The sequence below is a fragment of the Dyella sp. genome (assembly GCF_035486915.1).
Lineage (GTDB): Bacteria > Pseudomonadota > Gammaproteobacteria > Xanthomonadales > Rhodanobacteraceae > Dyella_B.
Genome location: NZ_DATHMR010000025.1, coordinates 1 through 16114, shown reverse-complemented (window position 1 = coordinate 16114; position 16114 = coordinate 1). Strand labels below are relative to the sequence as shown.

General features: G+C 58.0%; 13 protein-coding genes. All 13 read left to right on the top strand.

Annotation, left to right across the window (positions count from 1 at the left end; genetic code table 11):
• The first annotated feature begins 26 nt into the window (after positions 1 to 26).
• Entirely contained in the window at positions 27 to 596 is a 570-nt protein-coding gene (locus VK725_RS02715) for a hypothetical protein (protein WP_325316521.1), read from the top strand.
• 176 nt (positions 597 to 772) lie between these two features.
• Positions 773 to 2044 carry an efflux RND transporter periplasmic adaptor subunit gene (locus VK725_RS02710; protein WP_325316520.1) on the top strand — a complete coding sequence of 424 codons (1272 nt, stop codon included), beginning with the start codon at positions 773 to 775 and terminating at the stop codon, positions 2042 to 2044.
• A gap of 132 nt (positions 2045 to 2176) precedes the next feature.
• On the top strand, positions 2177 to 2899 hold the full coding sequence (locus VK725_RS02705) for an ABC transporter ATP-binding protein (protein WP_126673282.1): 723 nt from the start codon (positions 2177 to 2179) through the stop codon (positions 2897 to 2899).
• A 93-nt stretch (positions 2900 to 2992) separates the two neighbouring features.
• Positions 2993 to 4303 (top strand): ABC transporter permease, encoded by a 1311-nt coding sequence (locus VK725_RS02700; RefSeq protein ID WP_325316519.1) that lies wholly within the window; start codon positions 2993 to 2995, stop codon positions 4301 to 4303.
• Positions 4304 to 4321: 18 nt separating this feature from the next.
• Positions 4322 to 5554: an ABC transporter permease gene (locus VK725_RS02695; RefSeq protein ID WP_325316518.1), complete on the top strand. Its 1233-nt coding sequence runs from the start codon at positions 4322 to 4324 to the stop codon at positions 5552 to 5554.
• A gap of 2 nt (positions 5555 to 5556) precedes the next feature.
• Complete coding sequence (locus VK725_RS02690; protein ID WP_325316534.1) at positions 5557 to 6873, top strand: ABC transporter permease; 1317 nt, start codon at positions 5557 to 5559, stop codon at positions 6871 to 6873.
• Positions 6874 to 6883: 10 nt separating this feature from the next.
• Complete coding sequence (locus VK725_RS02685) at positions 6884 to 8119, top strand: ABC transporter permease (RefSeq protein ID WP_325316517.1); 1236 nt, start codon at positions 6884 to 6886, stop codon at positions 8117 to 8119.
• 53 nt (positions 8120 to 8172) lie between these two features.
• Positions 8173 to 9495, top strand: a complete 1323-nt coding sequence (locus VK725_RS02680; RefSeq protein ID WP_325316516.1) for an ABC transporter permease — start codon at positions 8173 to 8175, stop codon at positions 9493 to 9495.
• Between the two features lie 11 nt (positions 9496 to 9506).
• Positions 9507 to 10757 (top strand): ABC transporter permease, encoded by a 1251-nt coding sequence (locus VK725_RS02675; protein ID WP_325316515.1) that lies wholly within the window; start codon positions 9507 to 9509, stop codon positions 10755 to 10757.
• A 46-nt stretch (positions 10758 to 10803) separates the two neighbouring features.
• On the top strand, positions 10804 to 12108 hold the full coding sequence (locus VK725_RS02670; RefSeq protein WP_325316514.1) for an ABC transporter permease: 1305 nt from the start codon (positions 10804 to 10806) through the stop codon (positions 12106 to 12108).
• A gap of 1 nt (position 12109) precedes the next feature.
• Entirely contained in the window at positions 12110 to 13345 is a 1236-nt protein-coding gene (locus tag VK725_RS02665; protein WP_325316513.1) for an ABC transporter permease, read from the top strand.
• Positions 13346 to 13394: 49 nt separating this feature from the next.
• Positions 13395 to 14720: an ABC transporter permease gene (locus VK725_RS02660; protein ID WP_325316512.1), complete on the top strand. Its 1326-nt coding sequence runs from the start codon at positions 13395 to 13397 to the stop codon at positions 14718 to 14720.
• Between the two features lie 11 nt (positions 14721 to 14731).
• Positions 14732 to 15946 (top strand): ABC transporter permease, encoded by a 1215-nt coding sequence (locus tag VK725_RS02655; protein WP_325316511.1) that lies wholly within the window; start codon positions 14732 to 14734, stop codon positions 15944 to 15946.
• The last annotated feature ends 168 nt before the right edge of the window (positions 15947 to 16114 follow it).

Here is a 16114-nt window from a genome sequence, read left to right as displayed (position 1 = left end):
GCTGGGTCTTCAATCGGGAGATCGTTATGTTCGGCTGGCTTACCACGCCTTCATCGCTGCGTTGCCGGCATGCGCCGCGTACCGTTTTATCGCAACGCATTCGCCACATTTCACCGCATGTATTGATGCATAAACTGCCGAGCCTGGGCAGCGTGCTTTATCTGCACAACACGTTGGCACAAGTAATCACCGATGCACTGCCACCCGGGTTGCTTGTCACCGAACGAACGCTTGCACCGTTGCTGGATGTTCGTTGGCTGATGGCGACGAGCGCGGTGACCGGAGACGGTCCGCGCGAATGGCTTGATTGCATGGATCGTTTCGGTCGGCCGCGTGCGCGTTTGCATTTGCTTCCCGATACCGATTATCTCGCCTGGGAAGCCTTGATGGCGATGCACGAGTCGCCACTTCAATCTCCCGTTTCAGCGAATGCGCCGTTACTCCGGGCCGATAGCGCAAGCGTCGTGAATTTTCGTCTGCGCGAGTTTGCCGGCCTGATCGTGCTCCAAGGCAATGCCCACGCCGAACTCTCTCCGCTCGGCCATCGTGTTGCAGCGCATATCGCGCACGCCGAGTCCGTATCCTTGCATCGATAGAGGCGTGTCCACGCCGCCCGTCCAGCTGTCCGCCCGGTGTCCGCGGACAGTGATGTATCTCAGGGTGCTGCACATAAGTGCTTGATAACGCGTAAGTAATCGGATGTGCGCAGGCTGGCACGCAGATTGCTGATATCGGGTGTGAGGCCGCACTGTCCGCGGCCAAGGACAACCCCATGATTCGCGACACCTCGGCCCAGGACCGACTGATCAACGTCAAGCCAAGCCGCAAGAAGAAACTGCTCTGGATTGGCAGTGGCGTGGCGGCTGTCATTGTGCTGGCGATTTTTGCGCCGGGCATTGCGCGACTGTTTTCAGCCGATTCCTCGGTGAGCGCTTCGCGATTGGCCTTCGCCACTGTGCAGCGCGGCCCCTTCATTCGCGATATCGCGGCGGAAGGCCAGGTGGTCGCTGCCGTCAGTCCCACGCTCTACGCTACTTACGGCGGTGCTGTCGTGTTGAAGGTGCACGCAGGCGACAACGTCAAGAAGGACGAAGTTCTCGCAGTCATCGACAGTCCCGAACTCGTCAACAAGCTTGCGCAGGAAGAATCCAACGCCGATGCGATGCAAGTGGATTACATGCGCTCGCAGAACGCCGCGCGTATGCAAACCTCGCAGATGCAAAAGGCGTACGACAACGCCAAGATCGACGATCAAACCGCTAAACGCGATCTGGATCGTTATCAGAAAGCGTTCTCACAGGGCGGCGTACCGGAGATGGATGTCGATCGTGCCAAGGACTCCGTCGAAAAAGCGGACATCGCGCTGCAGCACGCCCAGGCTGATCTGAACCTCAACAACAATAGCGGCACCTTCGATATTCAGGCGAAGAAACTCGCACATGATCGCCAGGTCTTGTTGGTGAAAGATCTGCAGCGTCAGGTCGATGACCTCAATGTGCGTTCGCCGGTCGATGGTCAGGTCGGTCAGCTCTTTATCGCCGAGCGCGCCACCGTTGCGAAAGATGCGCAGCTGCTCAGCGTGATCGATCTGTCCGCACTCGAAGTGGAAGTGAAAGTGCCCGAAAGCTTCGCGCGCGATCTTGCCATTGGCATGTCAGGTGAGATCAGCGGCAACGACAACGTATGGAAAGGCATTGTGAGCGCCATTTCGCCGGAAGTCGTCAACGGCGAAGTGTCTGCTCGTGTGCGCTTCGATGGCAGCACGCCCAAGCAGCTGCGTCAGAACCAGCGCTTGTCCGTGCGCATCCTTCTGGATCACCGCGAGAACGTGCTCACTGTGCAGCGCGGTTCGTTTGTCGACGAATCCGGTGGCAGCTATGCCTACATCGTCAACGACGGCATCGCCACCAAGACGACGATACGCGTGGGCGAAAGCAGCATCGACAAAGTCGAGATCCTCGATGGTCTGAAAGAAGGCGACAACATCGTGATCTCCGGTACCGACAACTTTAAAGGCGCGCAGCGGGTCGTGATCAGCCGCTGACGATTACTCCCTCCTCTGTGTACGCAGAGGAGGGCTGGGGTGGGGTGAGTCGCATGACGACAAGCCTTCACCCCCTCCCAGCCTCTCGCAGAACCGCGGGAGGGGCAAAAAACTCAACTGAAGGACACAACCATGCTGAAGATGACTCACCTGTCTAAGGTTTACCGCACCGAAGTGGTGGAGACGTACGCACTTCGCGACTTCAACATCGACGTGAAAGAGGGCGAGTTCGTGGCCGTCACCGGTCCGTCCGGTTCGGGCAAAACAACGTTCCTCACGATTGCTGGTTTGCTCGAAACGTTCACCGGTGGCGAATACCACCTCGACGGCATCGAAGTGAGCCAGCTCGACGACAACGCACGCTCGAAGATCCGCAATGAAAAGATCGGCTTCATCTTCCAGGCGTTCAATCTCATTCCCGATCTGAACGTGTTCGACAACGTCGAAGTGCCGCTACGCTATCGCGGCATGAAAGCGGCCGAGCGCAAGGAGCGCATCATGAATGCGCTCGATCGCGTGGGCCTAGCCTCGCGCGCCAAGCACTATCCGGCAGAACTCTCCGGCGGTCAGCAGCAGCGTGTCGCCATTGCACGCGCACTGGCCGGTACGCCGCGCTTGCTCCTGGCCGACGAACCGACCGGTAACCTCGATACGCAAATGGCTCGTGGCGTGCTGGAACTGCTGGAAGAAATTCATCGCGAAGGCGCCACCATCGTCATGGTGACGCATGATCCGGAACTCGCCGCACGCGCACAGCGCAACGTGCACATCATCGACGGTCAGGTGGTGGATCTCGCCGAAGATCCGCGCTTCCACACGGCCTACACCGCAGCAGCCGGACAAATCCGCGGCTGATGCGTGAGCACCCTCTCCCCATGCGGGGAGAGGGCGGGGGCGAGGGGACACTCTCGCCATTGCATCCAACCGATATGGACGAGCCACGATCCGATGATCGCCTACTACCTCCAACTTGGCCTGCGCAGCCTGCGGCGCAACCCCATGCTCACCGCATTGATGGTGATGGCCATCGGATTTGGCGTGGCCGCGTCGATGATCACGTACTCGGTGTTTCGAGCAGTGTCGGATGACCCGATTCCGAACAAATCCTCACAGCTGTTTGCACCACAGGTGGACAGCTGGGGGCCGCAGCAGAACGAAAAAGGTGAGCCTCCCGGAGCGCTCAACTATGTGGACGCGATGGCGTTGATGCGTGCACACAAAGCGTCGCGTCAAACGTTGATTTATCCGGTGATGCTGTCGGCGCTGGCACAGAATGCCGATGGCGTGCCGTCGTCTGCCTCCGGTTATGGTGTAACAGGCGATTTCTTCCCAATGTTCGAGGTGCCGTTTCTGTACGGCTCCGGCTGGAATGCCGATGAAGACGATCATCGTGCTGCTGACGTCGTTCTGACTCAGGAATTCAATCAACGCATGTTCGGCGGCGCTAACAGCGTGGGCAAGGAAATCATGCTTGGCAACAATGCCTATCGTATCGTCGGCGTAGCACGGCATTGGAATCCTGCGCCGCGTTTCTACGCCGCATGGGGCGAAGACGGATTTTCCGAATCGCCGGACTTCTACGTGTTGCTCAATCGCATGCTTGATCTGCATGTCGATTCGTCCGGGCGCAACAGTTGTCGCGGCAATCTGACTTTCACCGGCTGGGATCAGTGGCTGCAAAGCAATTGCGTGTGGCTGATGCCGTGGGTGGAGTTGAATACGGCCAAGGACGTGGAGCAATACCGGCAATTCCTGACCAGTTACGCGACGGATCAGCAGCACGCGGGACGTTTCGGTTGGCCGGCCAATATCCGTCTGCTCGATGTGATGGAATTCCTCACGCAACAGAACGTCGTTCCGCCGGAGAGTCGTATCTCGCTGATCGTAGCGTTGTGCTTCTTCCTGATTTGCCTGGTCAACACGATTGGCCTGCTGTTGGCCAAGTTCATGCGTCGTGCTGGCGAGATCGGCGTGCGCCGTGCGCTTGGTGCGACACGACGGGAAATTTATACACAGTATCTGCTGGAGGCTGCATCCGTCGGTATCGCCGGTGGCTTGCTCGGCTTGCTATTGACGGCCATAGGCATGAGCGCGGTAACACTTCTGTTCGATGAGGAAATCGCGCAACTGGCGCATCTGGATCTATCGCTGGTCGCATTGACGCTGCTGATGTCAGTGCTTGCTGCGGTGGCGGCCGCGTTCTATCCGGCATGGCGTGCTGCGCAGGTGCAGCCTGCCTGGCAATTGAAGTCCAACTGAGGCGAGGGAGTCGTCGTGATGCAGATTAAGCCGATTCTTTCCGCGCTGCGCCGGCATAAGGCCGGTACCGTGCTAATTGCTTTGCAGATTGCGCTGACGTTGGCGATTGTATGCAACGCGCTGTACATCATCCATCAACGCCTGGCGCATATTGCCGAGCCGACTGGTGTGGATGAACCCAACGTGTTCGCCATCGCCAACCTGTGGGGCGAGCAGTACACCAAGCAACAGGCAGCGGCGAAGATCCAGCAAGACATGATTACGCTGCGGCAGCTGCCGAGCGTGGCCGACGCTACGCCGACCAACGGTTACCCGTTGCGTGGTGGCGGCTGGGATAACTTCATCACCATGAAGCCCGATCAGGTCGACAAGACCACCGATGCGGCGGTCTACGCGGGTGATGAACACTTCTTGCGTACCTTTGGCCTGAAGTTGATTGCCGGGCGCGACTTCAACCCCGATGAAGTGCGTGACCTGGGCTTGCGTGAAGCCACCATTCCGCCGGTGACCATCGTCAGCAAAACCCTCGCCGACAGGCTGTTTCCAAAGGGCGATGCGCTGGGCAAGTCGTTTTATTCGATGAGTAGCACGCCGACCACCATCATTGGCATCGTCGATACGTTGCATCGTCAGGATGTGTCCGCGTGGAGCGCTCCGTATACGGGCCAGTCGCTGATCTGGCCGCTGCGGATGGCCGATCCGATGGGTGTGTTCTATGTCATTCGCGCCAAGCCCGGCCAACTCGCCGATGCGATGCGCGAGGCGCCCAAAGCCTTGTATGCGGAAAACCGCATGCGCATGTTTCCCGCGAAAGACGGTCTGGTCAATTATCAACAGATTCGCCAGGAAGCCTTCGAACGCGATCGTGGTATGGCCATTCTGATGGGCATTATCTGCGCGGTACTGCTTGCGATCACCGCCGCTGGCATCGTCGGACTCACTAGTTTCTGGGTTGGGCAACGGCGGCGGCAGATTGGCGTGCGGCGCGCGCTGGGTGCAACGCATCGTGACATCCTGCATTACTTCCTTACCGAGAACCTGCTCATCAGCATGGGTGGGATCGCTATCGGCATCGTGCTGGCGTTCGGGCTCAATCTTTGGCTGGTGCAAACCTTCTCGCTGGGATTCCTGCCGCTGACGTATGTATTGGGCGGCATGGTGACGCTGGTTTTGTTGGGCCAGGGTGCGGTGTTCGCCCCTGCATTGCGCGCCTCGCGCGTACCACCGATCGAGGCGACGCGTCCGGCATGAGCATGCTTACTTACTACCTTGGGCTGGGATGGCGTAGCTTGCGCCGCAACCCCGTACTCACTGCATTGATGGTGATGGCAATTGCGTTTGGCGTGGCCGCTTCGATGATTACCTGGTCGGTGTTTCGCGTGGTATCGGGCAACCCGATACCGTGGAAATCCAGCCAGCTTTACAACGTGCAAATCGACAATCGCGGCCCGCAATACAACGAGCCGGGCAATGAACCGCCGGATGCGCTCAACTACACCGATGCTGTCGCGCTGATGCAGGCCCACAAGGCGCCGCATCAGACCATGCTTTACGACATCTCGCCTTCGGTGCTTCCGCAAAACCCCAACGATTTACCGAGTACGGCATTCGGGTACGCCACCACCGCCGACTTTTTCACCATGTTCGACGTGCCGTTCAAATACGGATCGCCTTGGACGAATGCGGATGATGACGCGCATGCAGCGGTTGCGGTAATCAGTGAGGAACTGAATCAGAGGTTGTTCGGTGGCGCCAACAGCGTCGGGCGCGACGTGACGCTGGACATGCGCACGTACCGCATCGTCGGCGTGACGGAGCACTGGGATCCAAAGCCTCGCTATTACGACGTCTACGACAACATGGAGTTTGCTAACCCTTCGCAAGTGTATATTGGCGTCAATCGCGCTATCGACGTGCACGTCGGTATGTCGGGGCGCAACAATTGCGGTGGCGCCCCAATGCGCTTCACGAGCGATGAACAATGGTTGCATCGCGAATGCGCATGGATACCGTTCTGGGCCGAATTGCCGACACCGGCCGACGCGCAGCGTTATAAAGAATTTCTCACCGCGTATTCGGCCGAACAGCAACGCGCGGGGCGCTTCCAGTGGGCGCCGAACGTACGTCTGCGTAACGTGACCGAGTGGCTGGACCACGAAAAAGTGGTGCCTGCCGAGAGCCGTATTTCATTGTTCGTGTCGATCGGTTTCTTCGTCATCTGCCTGGTCAACACGATTGGCCTGTTGCTTGCCAAATTCATGCGACGGTCGTCGGAGATAGGGGTGCGCCGTGCGCTCGGTGCGACGCGTCGCGAGGTTTACGCACAATTTCTGATGGAGGCGGCTACTGTCGGGCTGGCTGGCGGCGTGCTGGGTCTGCTGCTGACGATCGTGGGAATGCAGGGCATCGGCTTGTTGTTCGAGCCGGATGTTGCGCGCCTGGCGCATGTCGATGTGTCGCTGTTGCTCACTACGCTCATTGTGTCGGTGTTGGCGACGGTGATCGCCGCGTTCTATCCGACATGGCGTGCCGCGCAAGTACAGCCGGCCTGGCAACTGAAATCGAACTGAGGCGACGACGATGCAGATCAAACCCATACTCGCCGCGATGCGCCGCCACAAGGCCGGTACCATTCTGATTGGATTCCAGATCGCCCTGACGTTGGCGATCGTGTGCAACGCGCTTTTCATCATTCATGAGCGCATTGCCCGCGTCAGTCGCCCCTCGGGCGTGACAGAGTCGAATCTGTTCGTCATAACGTCCGATTGGGCGGACAACTCTTCCAACAACAACATCGATGCGCAAATCAAGGCGGACCTGGCTGCGTTGCGTCAGCTCGGTAGCGTGCAGGACGCAACGGCGCTCAACAGCTTTCCTTTGCACGGCGCCGGTTGGGATAACTACGTCCGCATGAAGCCCGATCAGATCCACATGACGACCGACTCGGCGGTCTATCTGGCGGATGACCACACACTGGGTACCTTGGGTGTGAAACTGATTGCGGGGCGCAACTTTACGCCCGACGAAGTACAGTCGCTCACGATTCAGGATATGAAGGGTTGGCCTGCCGTCATCGTCAGCAAGGATCTGGCGAAGGTGCTATTTCCGAATGGGGACGCACTCGGCAAGGAGATCTACGCCAGCAATAACAACACGCCTTCGACGATCGTCGGCATCACTGACACGCTGCAATCGCACATGATGGACAGCGATGATAACGCTTATGCATATAACGCCATTCTGGTGCCCATGCGAGAGGTGGGTACCGGTTATGTGCACTACCTGATTCGGGCGCGGCCAGGGCAGTTGGCCGCGGCAATGCGCGATGTCCCGAAAACATTAATCGCGCAAAGCCGCATGCGCATTTTCGATCCGGACGACGGCGAGATGACCTTCGCGCAGGTTCGCGCCAAGGCTTATGAGCGCGACTACGGCATGGCCATTCTGATGGGCATCGTGAGCGTGGTACTGCTTGCGATCACTGCCGCCGGCATTGTCGGTCTCACCAGTTTCTGGGTAGGCCAGCGTCGCCGGCAGATCGGCATTCGGCGCGCGCTGGGCGCAACGCGCAACGACATTCTCAGTTACTTCATGACCGAGAACATGCTGATCGGCATGGGCGGAATCGTTGTCGGTACGTTGTTGGCTATCGGTATCAACCTGTGGATGGTGACGCAGTACGGGGTCACGCGCTTGTCGGGCATGTATCTGCTCGTCGGCGCCGTTGTGCTGCTGCTGCTGGGGCAGGGCGCTGTGCTGGCGCCGGCGTTGCGCGCATCGCGCGTGCCGCCGGTGGAAGCAACGCGATCGGTTTGAATCAAGAAGAAGTCCTCGCAAGAGGATCATCAATCAACGGACGGAGGTGCCCCATGTTGGGCTATTACATCGATCTGGCAGTACGCAGTCTCAAGCGAAGTCCAGGCTTGACCATGTTGATGGTGCTGGCCATTGGCTTCGGCGTGGCGGCTTCCATGACGACTTACTCCGTGTTTCGTGCCGTATCGGGCGATCCGATTCCCTGGAAATCATCCAAGCTGTTCGTGCCGCAGATCGATGTCTGGGGGCCGAAGGGTCGTCAGGGCGGCAGTGACAACGAACCGCCGGAGGCGATGGATTACAACGACGCTGTCGCCCTCATGCGCGCGCATCGCGCCAAATACCAGTCGGCGATGTATCACATCTCGCCCTCCGTCATTCCACCCGATCGCGGCATGCATCCGATCAACGTCGGGGGACACGCTGTCTACAGCGAGTTCTTCCCGATGCTCGACGTACCTTTCCAATACGGCAGCGGTTGGAGCGCCAGTGACGATACGCAAAGCGCGGCCGTCGTAGTGATCAGCAGCAAACTCAACCAGAAACTGTTTGGTGGCGCCAACAGCGTGGGTAAAACGCTCGATATCGAAGGCAAGGACTATCGCATCGCCGGCGTGCTCGACAACTGGGCGCCCAAGCCTGTCTTTTTCGATGTAGTGAACACGGGTGGTTTCACCACCGACTTCGAGGACGTTTTTGTTCCTTTCCGTCGGGCCATCGACGTCGGTATGACCAATGACGGCAATACTAATTGCGATGAGATGCCCAAGGGCTCGGGTTTCGTTGGTCTGCAGCAATCGACCTGCGTGTGGATTGCGTACATGGTTGAGCTGGACGAAAAGGCGGATGTCGCCGCCTATAAAGATTACCTCGACGGTTATTACCGCGAGCAGAAAGAGGCGGGGCGCTTCAGCTGGCCCGTGAATAACCGCCTGCGCGATCTGCCGGCATGGTTGAAAGTCGAGCATGTCGCGCCGAGCGACACGCAAGTGTCGCTGGTGGTTGCGCTTGGATTGTTGATTGTGTGCCTTGTGAACACTGCTGGTTTGTTGCTGGCGAAGTTCCTGCGTCGCAGTTCGGAAATCGGCGTGCGCAGGGCGTTGGGCGCACCTCGCACTGCAATCTATACGCAGTTTTTGACCGAGGCTGGCATTGTTGGAACGGCAGGCGGATTGCTTGGCTTGCTGCTGACGTGGGTGGGTGTCAAGAGCGTGACGTGGGTGCTCCCGAAAGAGATAGCAACGCTTGCCCGCATGGATTTCAGTTTATTGATCCTGACCCTGATTGTCGCCGTAATCGCGACGGTGCTGGCGGGCCTCTATCCCACCTGGCGAGCGTCGCGCGTGCAACCCGCGCTGCAGCTCAAATCGAATTGAGGAGTGACGCCATGTCCTTGCATCCCATGATTGCTGCCTTGCGCAAACACAAATCGGGCGTCGTACTCATCGCCATGCAGATCGCGTTGACGCTCGCGATTGTCTGCAACGCGGTTTTCATCATCTATTCGCGCGTCGAGAAAGTGAATCGTCCGACTGGGATGGACGAATCCAATCTGATTCTGGTGAGCCAACAATGGGTCGGTGCGCCGAGCGGCGACGATCCGGCCAGCATCCAAAAGCTCGATGAATTGCAGCGTGAAGATATCCAAGCCTTGCGCGCGTTGCCGGATGTCGTCTCTGTCACGCCCTCCAACTCCTTGCCATTGCTCGACAGTAGCTGGAATGGCTCTGTTGCGACGAAGCCGGGTTCGGATCTCATCAAAGGCGATGCACGCAGCACGTATTACTTTGGCGACGAAAACTTCCTGCAGACGCTGGGTCTGCAGCTGGTCGCTGGCCGCAATTTCACGGCTGGCGACGTCACCAACAAGGGTTTCCGCGATCCGGCGGAGCCTTCCATGGTGATCGTGACCAAAGAACTTGCCGATAAATTATTTCCGCAAGGCGCTGTCGGCAAGGCGATGTACCTCGATGGCGGCACCAAGCCGACCACCATTGTGGGCGTTGTCGCGCGCTTGCAAGTTCCCAGCAATGGCACTTGGGCCAGCACGTTCGTCTGGAACTCGACGATCGAACCGCTTCGCCTGAATGCCAATTATTCCCGATACGCCGTACGTACCAAGCCGGGACGGATGGATGCAGTGATGCATGCCATACCCGGCGCGCTGTATGCGTCCAATCCCATGCGCGTACTCGACGATGACAGTGTGAAGTCATTTACGGCCATTCGCGCCGACGCTTATCGCGCCGACATCGGCATGGCTGCGCTGATGGGCGTGGTTTGTCTGATTCTGCTCGCCGTCACCGCCGCAGGCATCGTCGGCCTGACCAGCTTCTGGGTCGGGCAGCGTCATCGGCAGATCGGAGTGCGCCGCGCGTTGGGTGCACGCAAGATCGATATCCGGCACTACTTCCAGCTCGAGAATCTTTTGATTGCCGGTGGAGGCGCCGTCGTTGGCATCGCGCTGGCCATAGGTTTGAATCGCGCGCTGATCCAGTATTTCGAAATGACCAGCATGCCTTTCTGGTACGTGCTGATCGGTTTGGGCGCGGTACTGGTGCTGGGGCAGCTGGCGGTGTTGGTGCCCGCCATGCGCGCGGCGAACGTACCGCCGGTCGTGGCGACACGTACGGTGTAATAAGGCCGATTCGCTAACTCAACGTTCATCGGATGGGGAGTGTCTGATGTTTGGCTATTACCTCGATCTCGCATTGCGCGGGCTCAAACGCAATCGCATGCTTACGGCATTGATGGTGCTTGCCATTGCGTTGGGTATTGGCGCAAGCATGACAACACTCACCGTGCTTCATGTGCTCTCCGGCGATCCATTGCCGGGGCGCAGCGCATCGATTTATTACCCGCAACTGGACCCGCAGGACGCCAGCAAGTACGTTCCCAATGCGGAGCCGCCGGAGCAAGTCACGTGGATCGATGGCATGAACATGTTGAATGCCAAGCGTGCGGCACGACAGGCGTTGATGACCGGTGGCATGGTGCCGTTGCAGCCCACGCAATCGAGCATCGATCCCTTTCAGGCGGTGGCGTTGTTCACCACCAAGGACTTCTTCCCGATGTTCGGCGTGCCATTCAAGTATGGCAATGCCTGGGGCACCACGGAGGATGACGACAAGGCGCATGTCGTCGTTATCAGTTCAGCACTCAACGACAAGCTGTTCGGGCGCAAGAACAGTGTGGGTGAAACGTTGCGACTGCAGGGAGCGGATTTTCGCATCATTGGTGTGTTGGGAAACTGGCACCCGAACCCGCACTTCTACGAGCCCTACATGGGTAGCTATGCAAGCGATGAAGATATCTATGTTCCCTTGAGCACATCGCGTGCGACGCACATGGAGCATGCCGGCTCGGTCGATTGCTGGGGCAACGGTAACGGTGGTCCAGATCATCTAGAGGAATCGCAGTGCGTGTGGTTGCAATTCTGGGTGCAGTTGGACGGTGCTGCGAGCGTCAGCGACTACAAAGCATTTCTCGAGCACTACTCGGAAGACCAGCGCGCACTAGGGCGATTCACGCGGGCACCCAATGTGCGTCTTCGTTCGATGATGCAATGGCTGGCATTCCAGAAAGTTGTTCCAAGCGATGCGCTTCTACAGGCATGGCTTGCTTCGGGTTTTTTCGCGGTATGTCTCATCAATACCGTGGGTCTGATGCTGGCAAAGTTCATGCGCCGCGCGAATGAGTTGGGTGTGCGCCGCGCACTCGGAGCATCCCGCCGTGCCTTGTTTGCGCAGCTGTTGATCGAAGCGGCCACCGTCGGCTTCGCCGGTGGCATTCTCGGCTTGTTGCTGGCGCTGCTTGGGTTGTGGTGTGTGCGACAACAGCCGGCCGAGTATGCCCCGCTTGCTTACATGGATACGCCCATGCTGCTGGCGACGTTCGCGCTCGCGATTGGCGCAAGCCTGGCGGCGGGCTTGCTTCCGGCGTGGCGTGCATGTCATGTCCCTCCCGCACTGCAATTGAAGGCGAATTGATATGGATATTCGTCCGATACTCATGACCTTGCGGCGTCACAAATTCACGGCGTGCCTGCTTATTTTCGAGATTGCGTTGACGTGCGCCATCATCTGCAACGCTATCTTTCTGATTAACCAGCGCCTGGAAAGCATGCACGTGCCCAGCGGTGTCGCAGAGCAGGAGATCGTGTACGTAAGGACAGCCTATATCGGCGATCGCCCCGATGCGCCCGCACGCGCAGCTGCCGATGTTTCCGCCCTGCGCAGCATACCGGGCGTTCAAGTCGCGTCATTGATTGACCAGCTGCCGTTCGACGGCGGTTCCAATAACGTGGGCCTCAGGTTAACGCTCGATCAGCGAGAAGATACGCTAAGCGCAGCGATGTACCACGGCGAAGATTTGCTGCATGTACTTGGCGCGAAGTTGGTGGAAGGCCGCGACTTTCGGCCCGAAGAATACGTGCCGCTATATAAAGTCGCAGAGGAGCTGGATAAAGGTGGCCTCGGCAATCAGCGAGCGCCGGCGATCGTTTCTCGGGCCGTGGCGGATCGTCTCTGGCCAGGACAGGAAGCGCTCGGGAAACAAATCTATATAGGCAGAAACGTTCCCCTCACTGTTGTGGGAGTGGTTGGAGTATTGGTGAGGCCCAGTGAATTTCAGATGGCGAAAGGCGCTCAATACAGTCTGGTAGTGCCCATACAAGAGAGCTCGGCAGAAGGGTCGGTTTTTGTCATGCGTACGGCGCCACAAGATCGCGACAGTGTACTGAAGACGGCAGTCGCAAAACTGATGGCGCTGGACCCTAATCGCATCGTGCTGGAAAAGGGCACCATGGAGCAGCATCGTCGCGACTTCTTCCAGAATGATCGTGCCATGGCAGGCATTCTTGTCGGCGTTTGCATCGCCATGCTCATCATCACCGCACTGGGCATCGTCGGGCTTGCAAGTTTCTGGGTGTCCCAGCGAAATCACAGCATTGGCGTACGTCGCGCGCTGGGTGCAACACGTAGCAACATCCTGAATTATTTTCAGACCGAGAATTTCCTGCTGACCACGATGGGGATCGTGGTCGGCATGGTGTTGGCGTACGGCATCAATCTCTTTCTGATCGTGCATTACGAGCTGCCGCGTTTGCCGGTGATGTACCTGCCGGTTGGCGCGGCGTTGCTGTGGCTGATCGGCCAGTGTGCTGTGCTTGGGCCTGCCATGCGCGCCGCCGCCGTGCCACCCGTCGTCGCGACACGTTCGGTGTGAAAACTTTTTGAGGTGCCGCAACACCATTTTCGGAATGAGGGAATAGGGAATGTTCAGTTATTACCTTGCTCTGGCGATCAGAAGCCTGCAGCACAACAAGGTGCTGACGGCATTGATGGTGCTCGCCATTGCGGTTGGCATCGGGGCCAGCATGACCACGCTCACGGTCATGCATCTTCTTTCCGGTGACCCGATACCCAAAAAGAGCAGTGTGCTGTTTTATGCACAAGTCGATCCGATACCAAAGCTTTCCTACAGCCATGCCGAGCCGCCGGACATGTTGGATTATCGGTCGGCCGTTGATTTGTGGGGCGCAAAAAAAGCTGATCGGCAGGCGTTGATCGTCAATAGTGCCATCAAGACGCTGGTGCCGGATCTCAATCAGCCGGCACTGATGGAAGCGATGCTCTCCACGACGTCCGATTTCTTTTCGATGTTCGATGTGCCTTTTCGGTACGGTGGTCCCTGGACTGCGGACGATGACGCGCATCACAGTCGGGTGGTCGTTATTTCGTCGGATCTCAATGACAAGCTTTATGGTGGCGCGAACAGCGTCGGGCGAATGCTACGAATGCGCGATGCGGATATGCGCATTGTCGGTGTGCTCAGACCCTGGCGACCAAGCCCTCAGTTCTACGACGTAAGGGCCGGTCGCTACAGTCATGGTCAAACGTCGAGCTATTACTCTAAGACTGAAGACGTATTTACACCTTTCAGCAGCGGCCTGGAGATCAATGACGGAAATTTCCAGCAATTCAACTGCTGGCAACTTCCGAAAGTTGCGGGACATCTCGTCGACTCGCAATGCGTATGGATCGGGTTATGGGTGGAGTTGGATTCAGCCTCCAAAGCATCCGCCTATCGGACATTCCTGGCTGGCTACGCGGCTCAGCAAAAGTCGCTTGGACGCATCGAGTATGCGGACAACACGCGTCTACGCAGCCTGATGGATTGGTTGGACTTCAATCATGTCGTGCCAAGCGATGTGCGTTTGCAGACGTGGTTGGCGCTTTCATTCCTGGCGATCTGCTTGTTCAACACCATAGGGCTTCTACTTGCGAAGTTCCTGCGTCGCGGCGGTGAGATCGGTGTGCGGCGGGCGCTTGGCGCATCACGCAAACAAATCTTTGCACAATGTATGGTCGAGGCCGGGGCGATTGGTTTGCTTGGCGGAGCGGGTGGCTTGCTGCTGACGCTGGGTGGTTTGGCGTTGATAAGGATGCAGCCCATTGAGTATGCGGATCTGGCGCATCTGGACGTCGCGATGTTTGCAACGACGTTTGTATTGGCCGTCACGGTTAGCCTGCTGGCAGGTGCGGTGCCTGCGTTGCGGGCCAGTCGTATCGCCCCCGCATTGCAATTGAAGACGCTTTAGGGGGTGCATCGATGCAAATCAAACCGATTTTGGCTGCACTAAAGCATCATCGTTTGGCGACCCTGTTGATTGCGCTGGAGATTGCGCTGGCGTGCGCCGTGTTGTGCAACGCATGTTTTCTCATCGCCAACCGCATCAATGCCATGCACATGGTGAGTGGCGTCAATGAAAAATCGCTCGCGTTCGTATCAGTGACCGGCTTCGATGCGGAGAAGGCGAAGGATATAAATGCCCGAATGGTTGCCGGCTTGTCCGGCATACAGGGGGTGAAATCGGTGGGTATCGTCAACAGTCTGCCATTTACGCCGCAGTCTGGCCGCGTCGGCATATCGCTCAATCCATCTCAAGATCCGACCGTGACTGTTGTCGATCTGTATCTCGGTGATGCAGCAGCCTTGCGAGCGATGGATTTGCATCTTGTCGAAGGCCGCATGCCCGCTGACGACGACTATCAGTCAGTCAGTCAATTCGCTCCTTCGGACGCGTCGGTCCTCATTACGCGTTCACTGGCCAATACTCTATGGCCCGGTACCGATCCCTTGGGCAAGGAATTCTGGTGTTGCACATCGCACCTTCGCGTCATGGGCGTCGTAGACCATCTGGTTGTTCCGCAACCCGAAGGCCATGACGATATGGAAAGAGAGCTTTCTGCATTCATCCCTTCCAGACCGGGAAAGGGATTGGCTGGAAGTTATGTGGTGAATGCCGATCCGAAAGACATTCAACGTGTTTTCCGCGATGCTGTGCTGGTCACGCAGAAGGTTGCGCCGGATGTCGTGTTCGATCATGAAAACAGTGGAACGCTGAATGATATTCGCGAGCAATATTTCCATAACGACCGAATCATGGTCGGCATGATGCTTGGCGTGATTTTCGTGTTGATGCTGGTGACCGCACTGGGCATCGTGGGGCTCGCCAGTTTCTGGGTGCAGCAGCGTCGCAAACAGATTGGTGTCAGACGCGCGGTGGGTGCCACACGCGGCGACATCCTGCGTTACTTTTTGACTGAGAATTTTCTCATCGTCACGGGAGGTATTTTGCTCGGGGTTGTGTTTGCGGTGGCGCTCAATCTCTTGCTGATGGAGCAATACGAAGTGCCACGCCTGCCGCTCTATTATCTTCCTGTGGCGGCGATAGTGTTGTGGGCGCTTGGGCAGCTCGCCGTGCTCGCTCCTGCGTTGCGCGCGGCGGCAGTGCCACCTGTGGTGGCGACGCGTTCGGTGTAAAAGTGGGTGGTCATTGAGGGGGTGACTTGACGCATGTTTGGCTACAGTTTTGAGCTTGCCGTGCTGGGGTTGCGGCGTTTCCCAAAAAGCACTGCGCTGGCCGTTGTCACGGTGGCGATCGGTCTGGCTGCCAGCATGACGACGTTGGTGCTGCTGCACATGTTGTCG

Bases quoted from the DNA above. Each gene is read 5' to 3' on its own strand.
- VK725_RS02655 (WP_325316511.1), top strand. From the start codon at position 14,732: ATGCAAATCAAACCGATTTTGGCTGCACTAAAGCATCATCGTTTGGCG.
- VK725_RS02690 (WP_325316534.1), top strand. From the start codon at position 5,557: ATGCTTACTTACTACCTTGGGCTGGGATGGCGTAGCTTGCGCCGCAAC.
- VK725_RS02705 (WP_126673282.1), top strand. From the start codon at position 2,177: ATGCTGAAGATGACTCACCTGTCTAAGGTTTACCGCACCGAAGTGGTG.
- VK725_RS02680 (WP_325316516.1), top strand. From the start codon at position 8,173: ATGTTGGGCTATTACATCGATCTGGCAGTACGCAGTCTCAAGCGAAGT.
- VK725_RS02695 (WP_325316518.1), top strand. From the start codon at position 4,322: ATGCAGATTAAGCCGATTCTTTCCGCGCTGCGCCGGCATAAGGCCGGT.
- VK725_RS02700 (WP_325316519.1), top strand. From the start codon at position 2,993: ATGATCGCCTACTACCTCCAACTTGGCCTGCGCAGCCTGCGGCGCAAC.
- VK725_RS02710 (WP_325316520.1), top strand. From the start codon at position 773: ATGATTCGCGACACCTCGGCCCAGGACCGACTGATCAACGTCAAGCCA.
- VK725_RS02665 (WP_325316513.1), top strand. From the start codon at position 12,110: ATGGATATTCGTCCGATACTCATGACCTTGCGGCGTCACAAATTCACG.
- VK725_RS02660 (WP_325316512.1), top strand. From the start codon at position 13,395: ATGTTCAGTTATTACCTTGCTCTGGCGATCAGAAGCCTGCAGCACAAC.
- VK725_RS02715 (WP_325316521.1), top strand. From the start codon at position 27: ATGTTCGGCTGGCTTACCACGCCTTCATCGCTGCGTTGCCGGCATGCG.
- VK725_RS02675 (WP_325316515.1), top strand. From the start codon at position 9,507: ATGTCCTTGCATCCCATGATTGCTGCCTTGCGCAAACACAAATCGGGC.
- VK725_RS02685 (WP_325316517.1), top strand. From the start codon at position 6,884: ATGCAGATCAAACCCATACTCGCCGCGATGCGCCGCCACAAGGCCGGT.
- VK725_RS02670 (WP_325316514.1), top strand. From the start codon at position 10,804: ATGTTTGGCTATTACCTCGATCTCGCATTGCGCGGGCTCAAACGCAAT.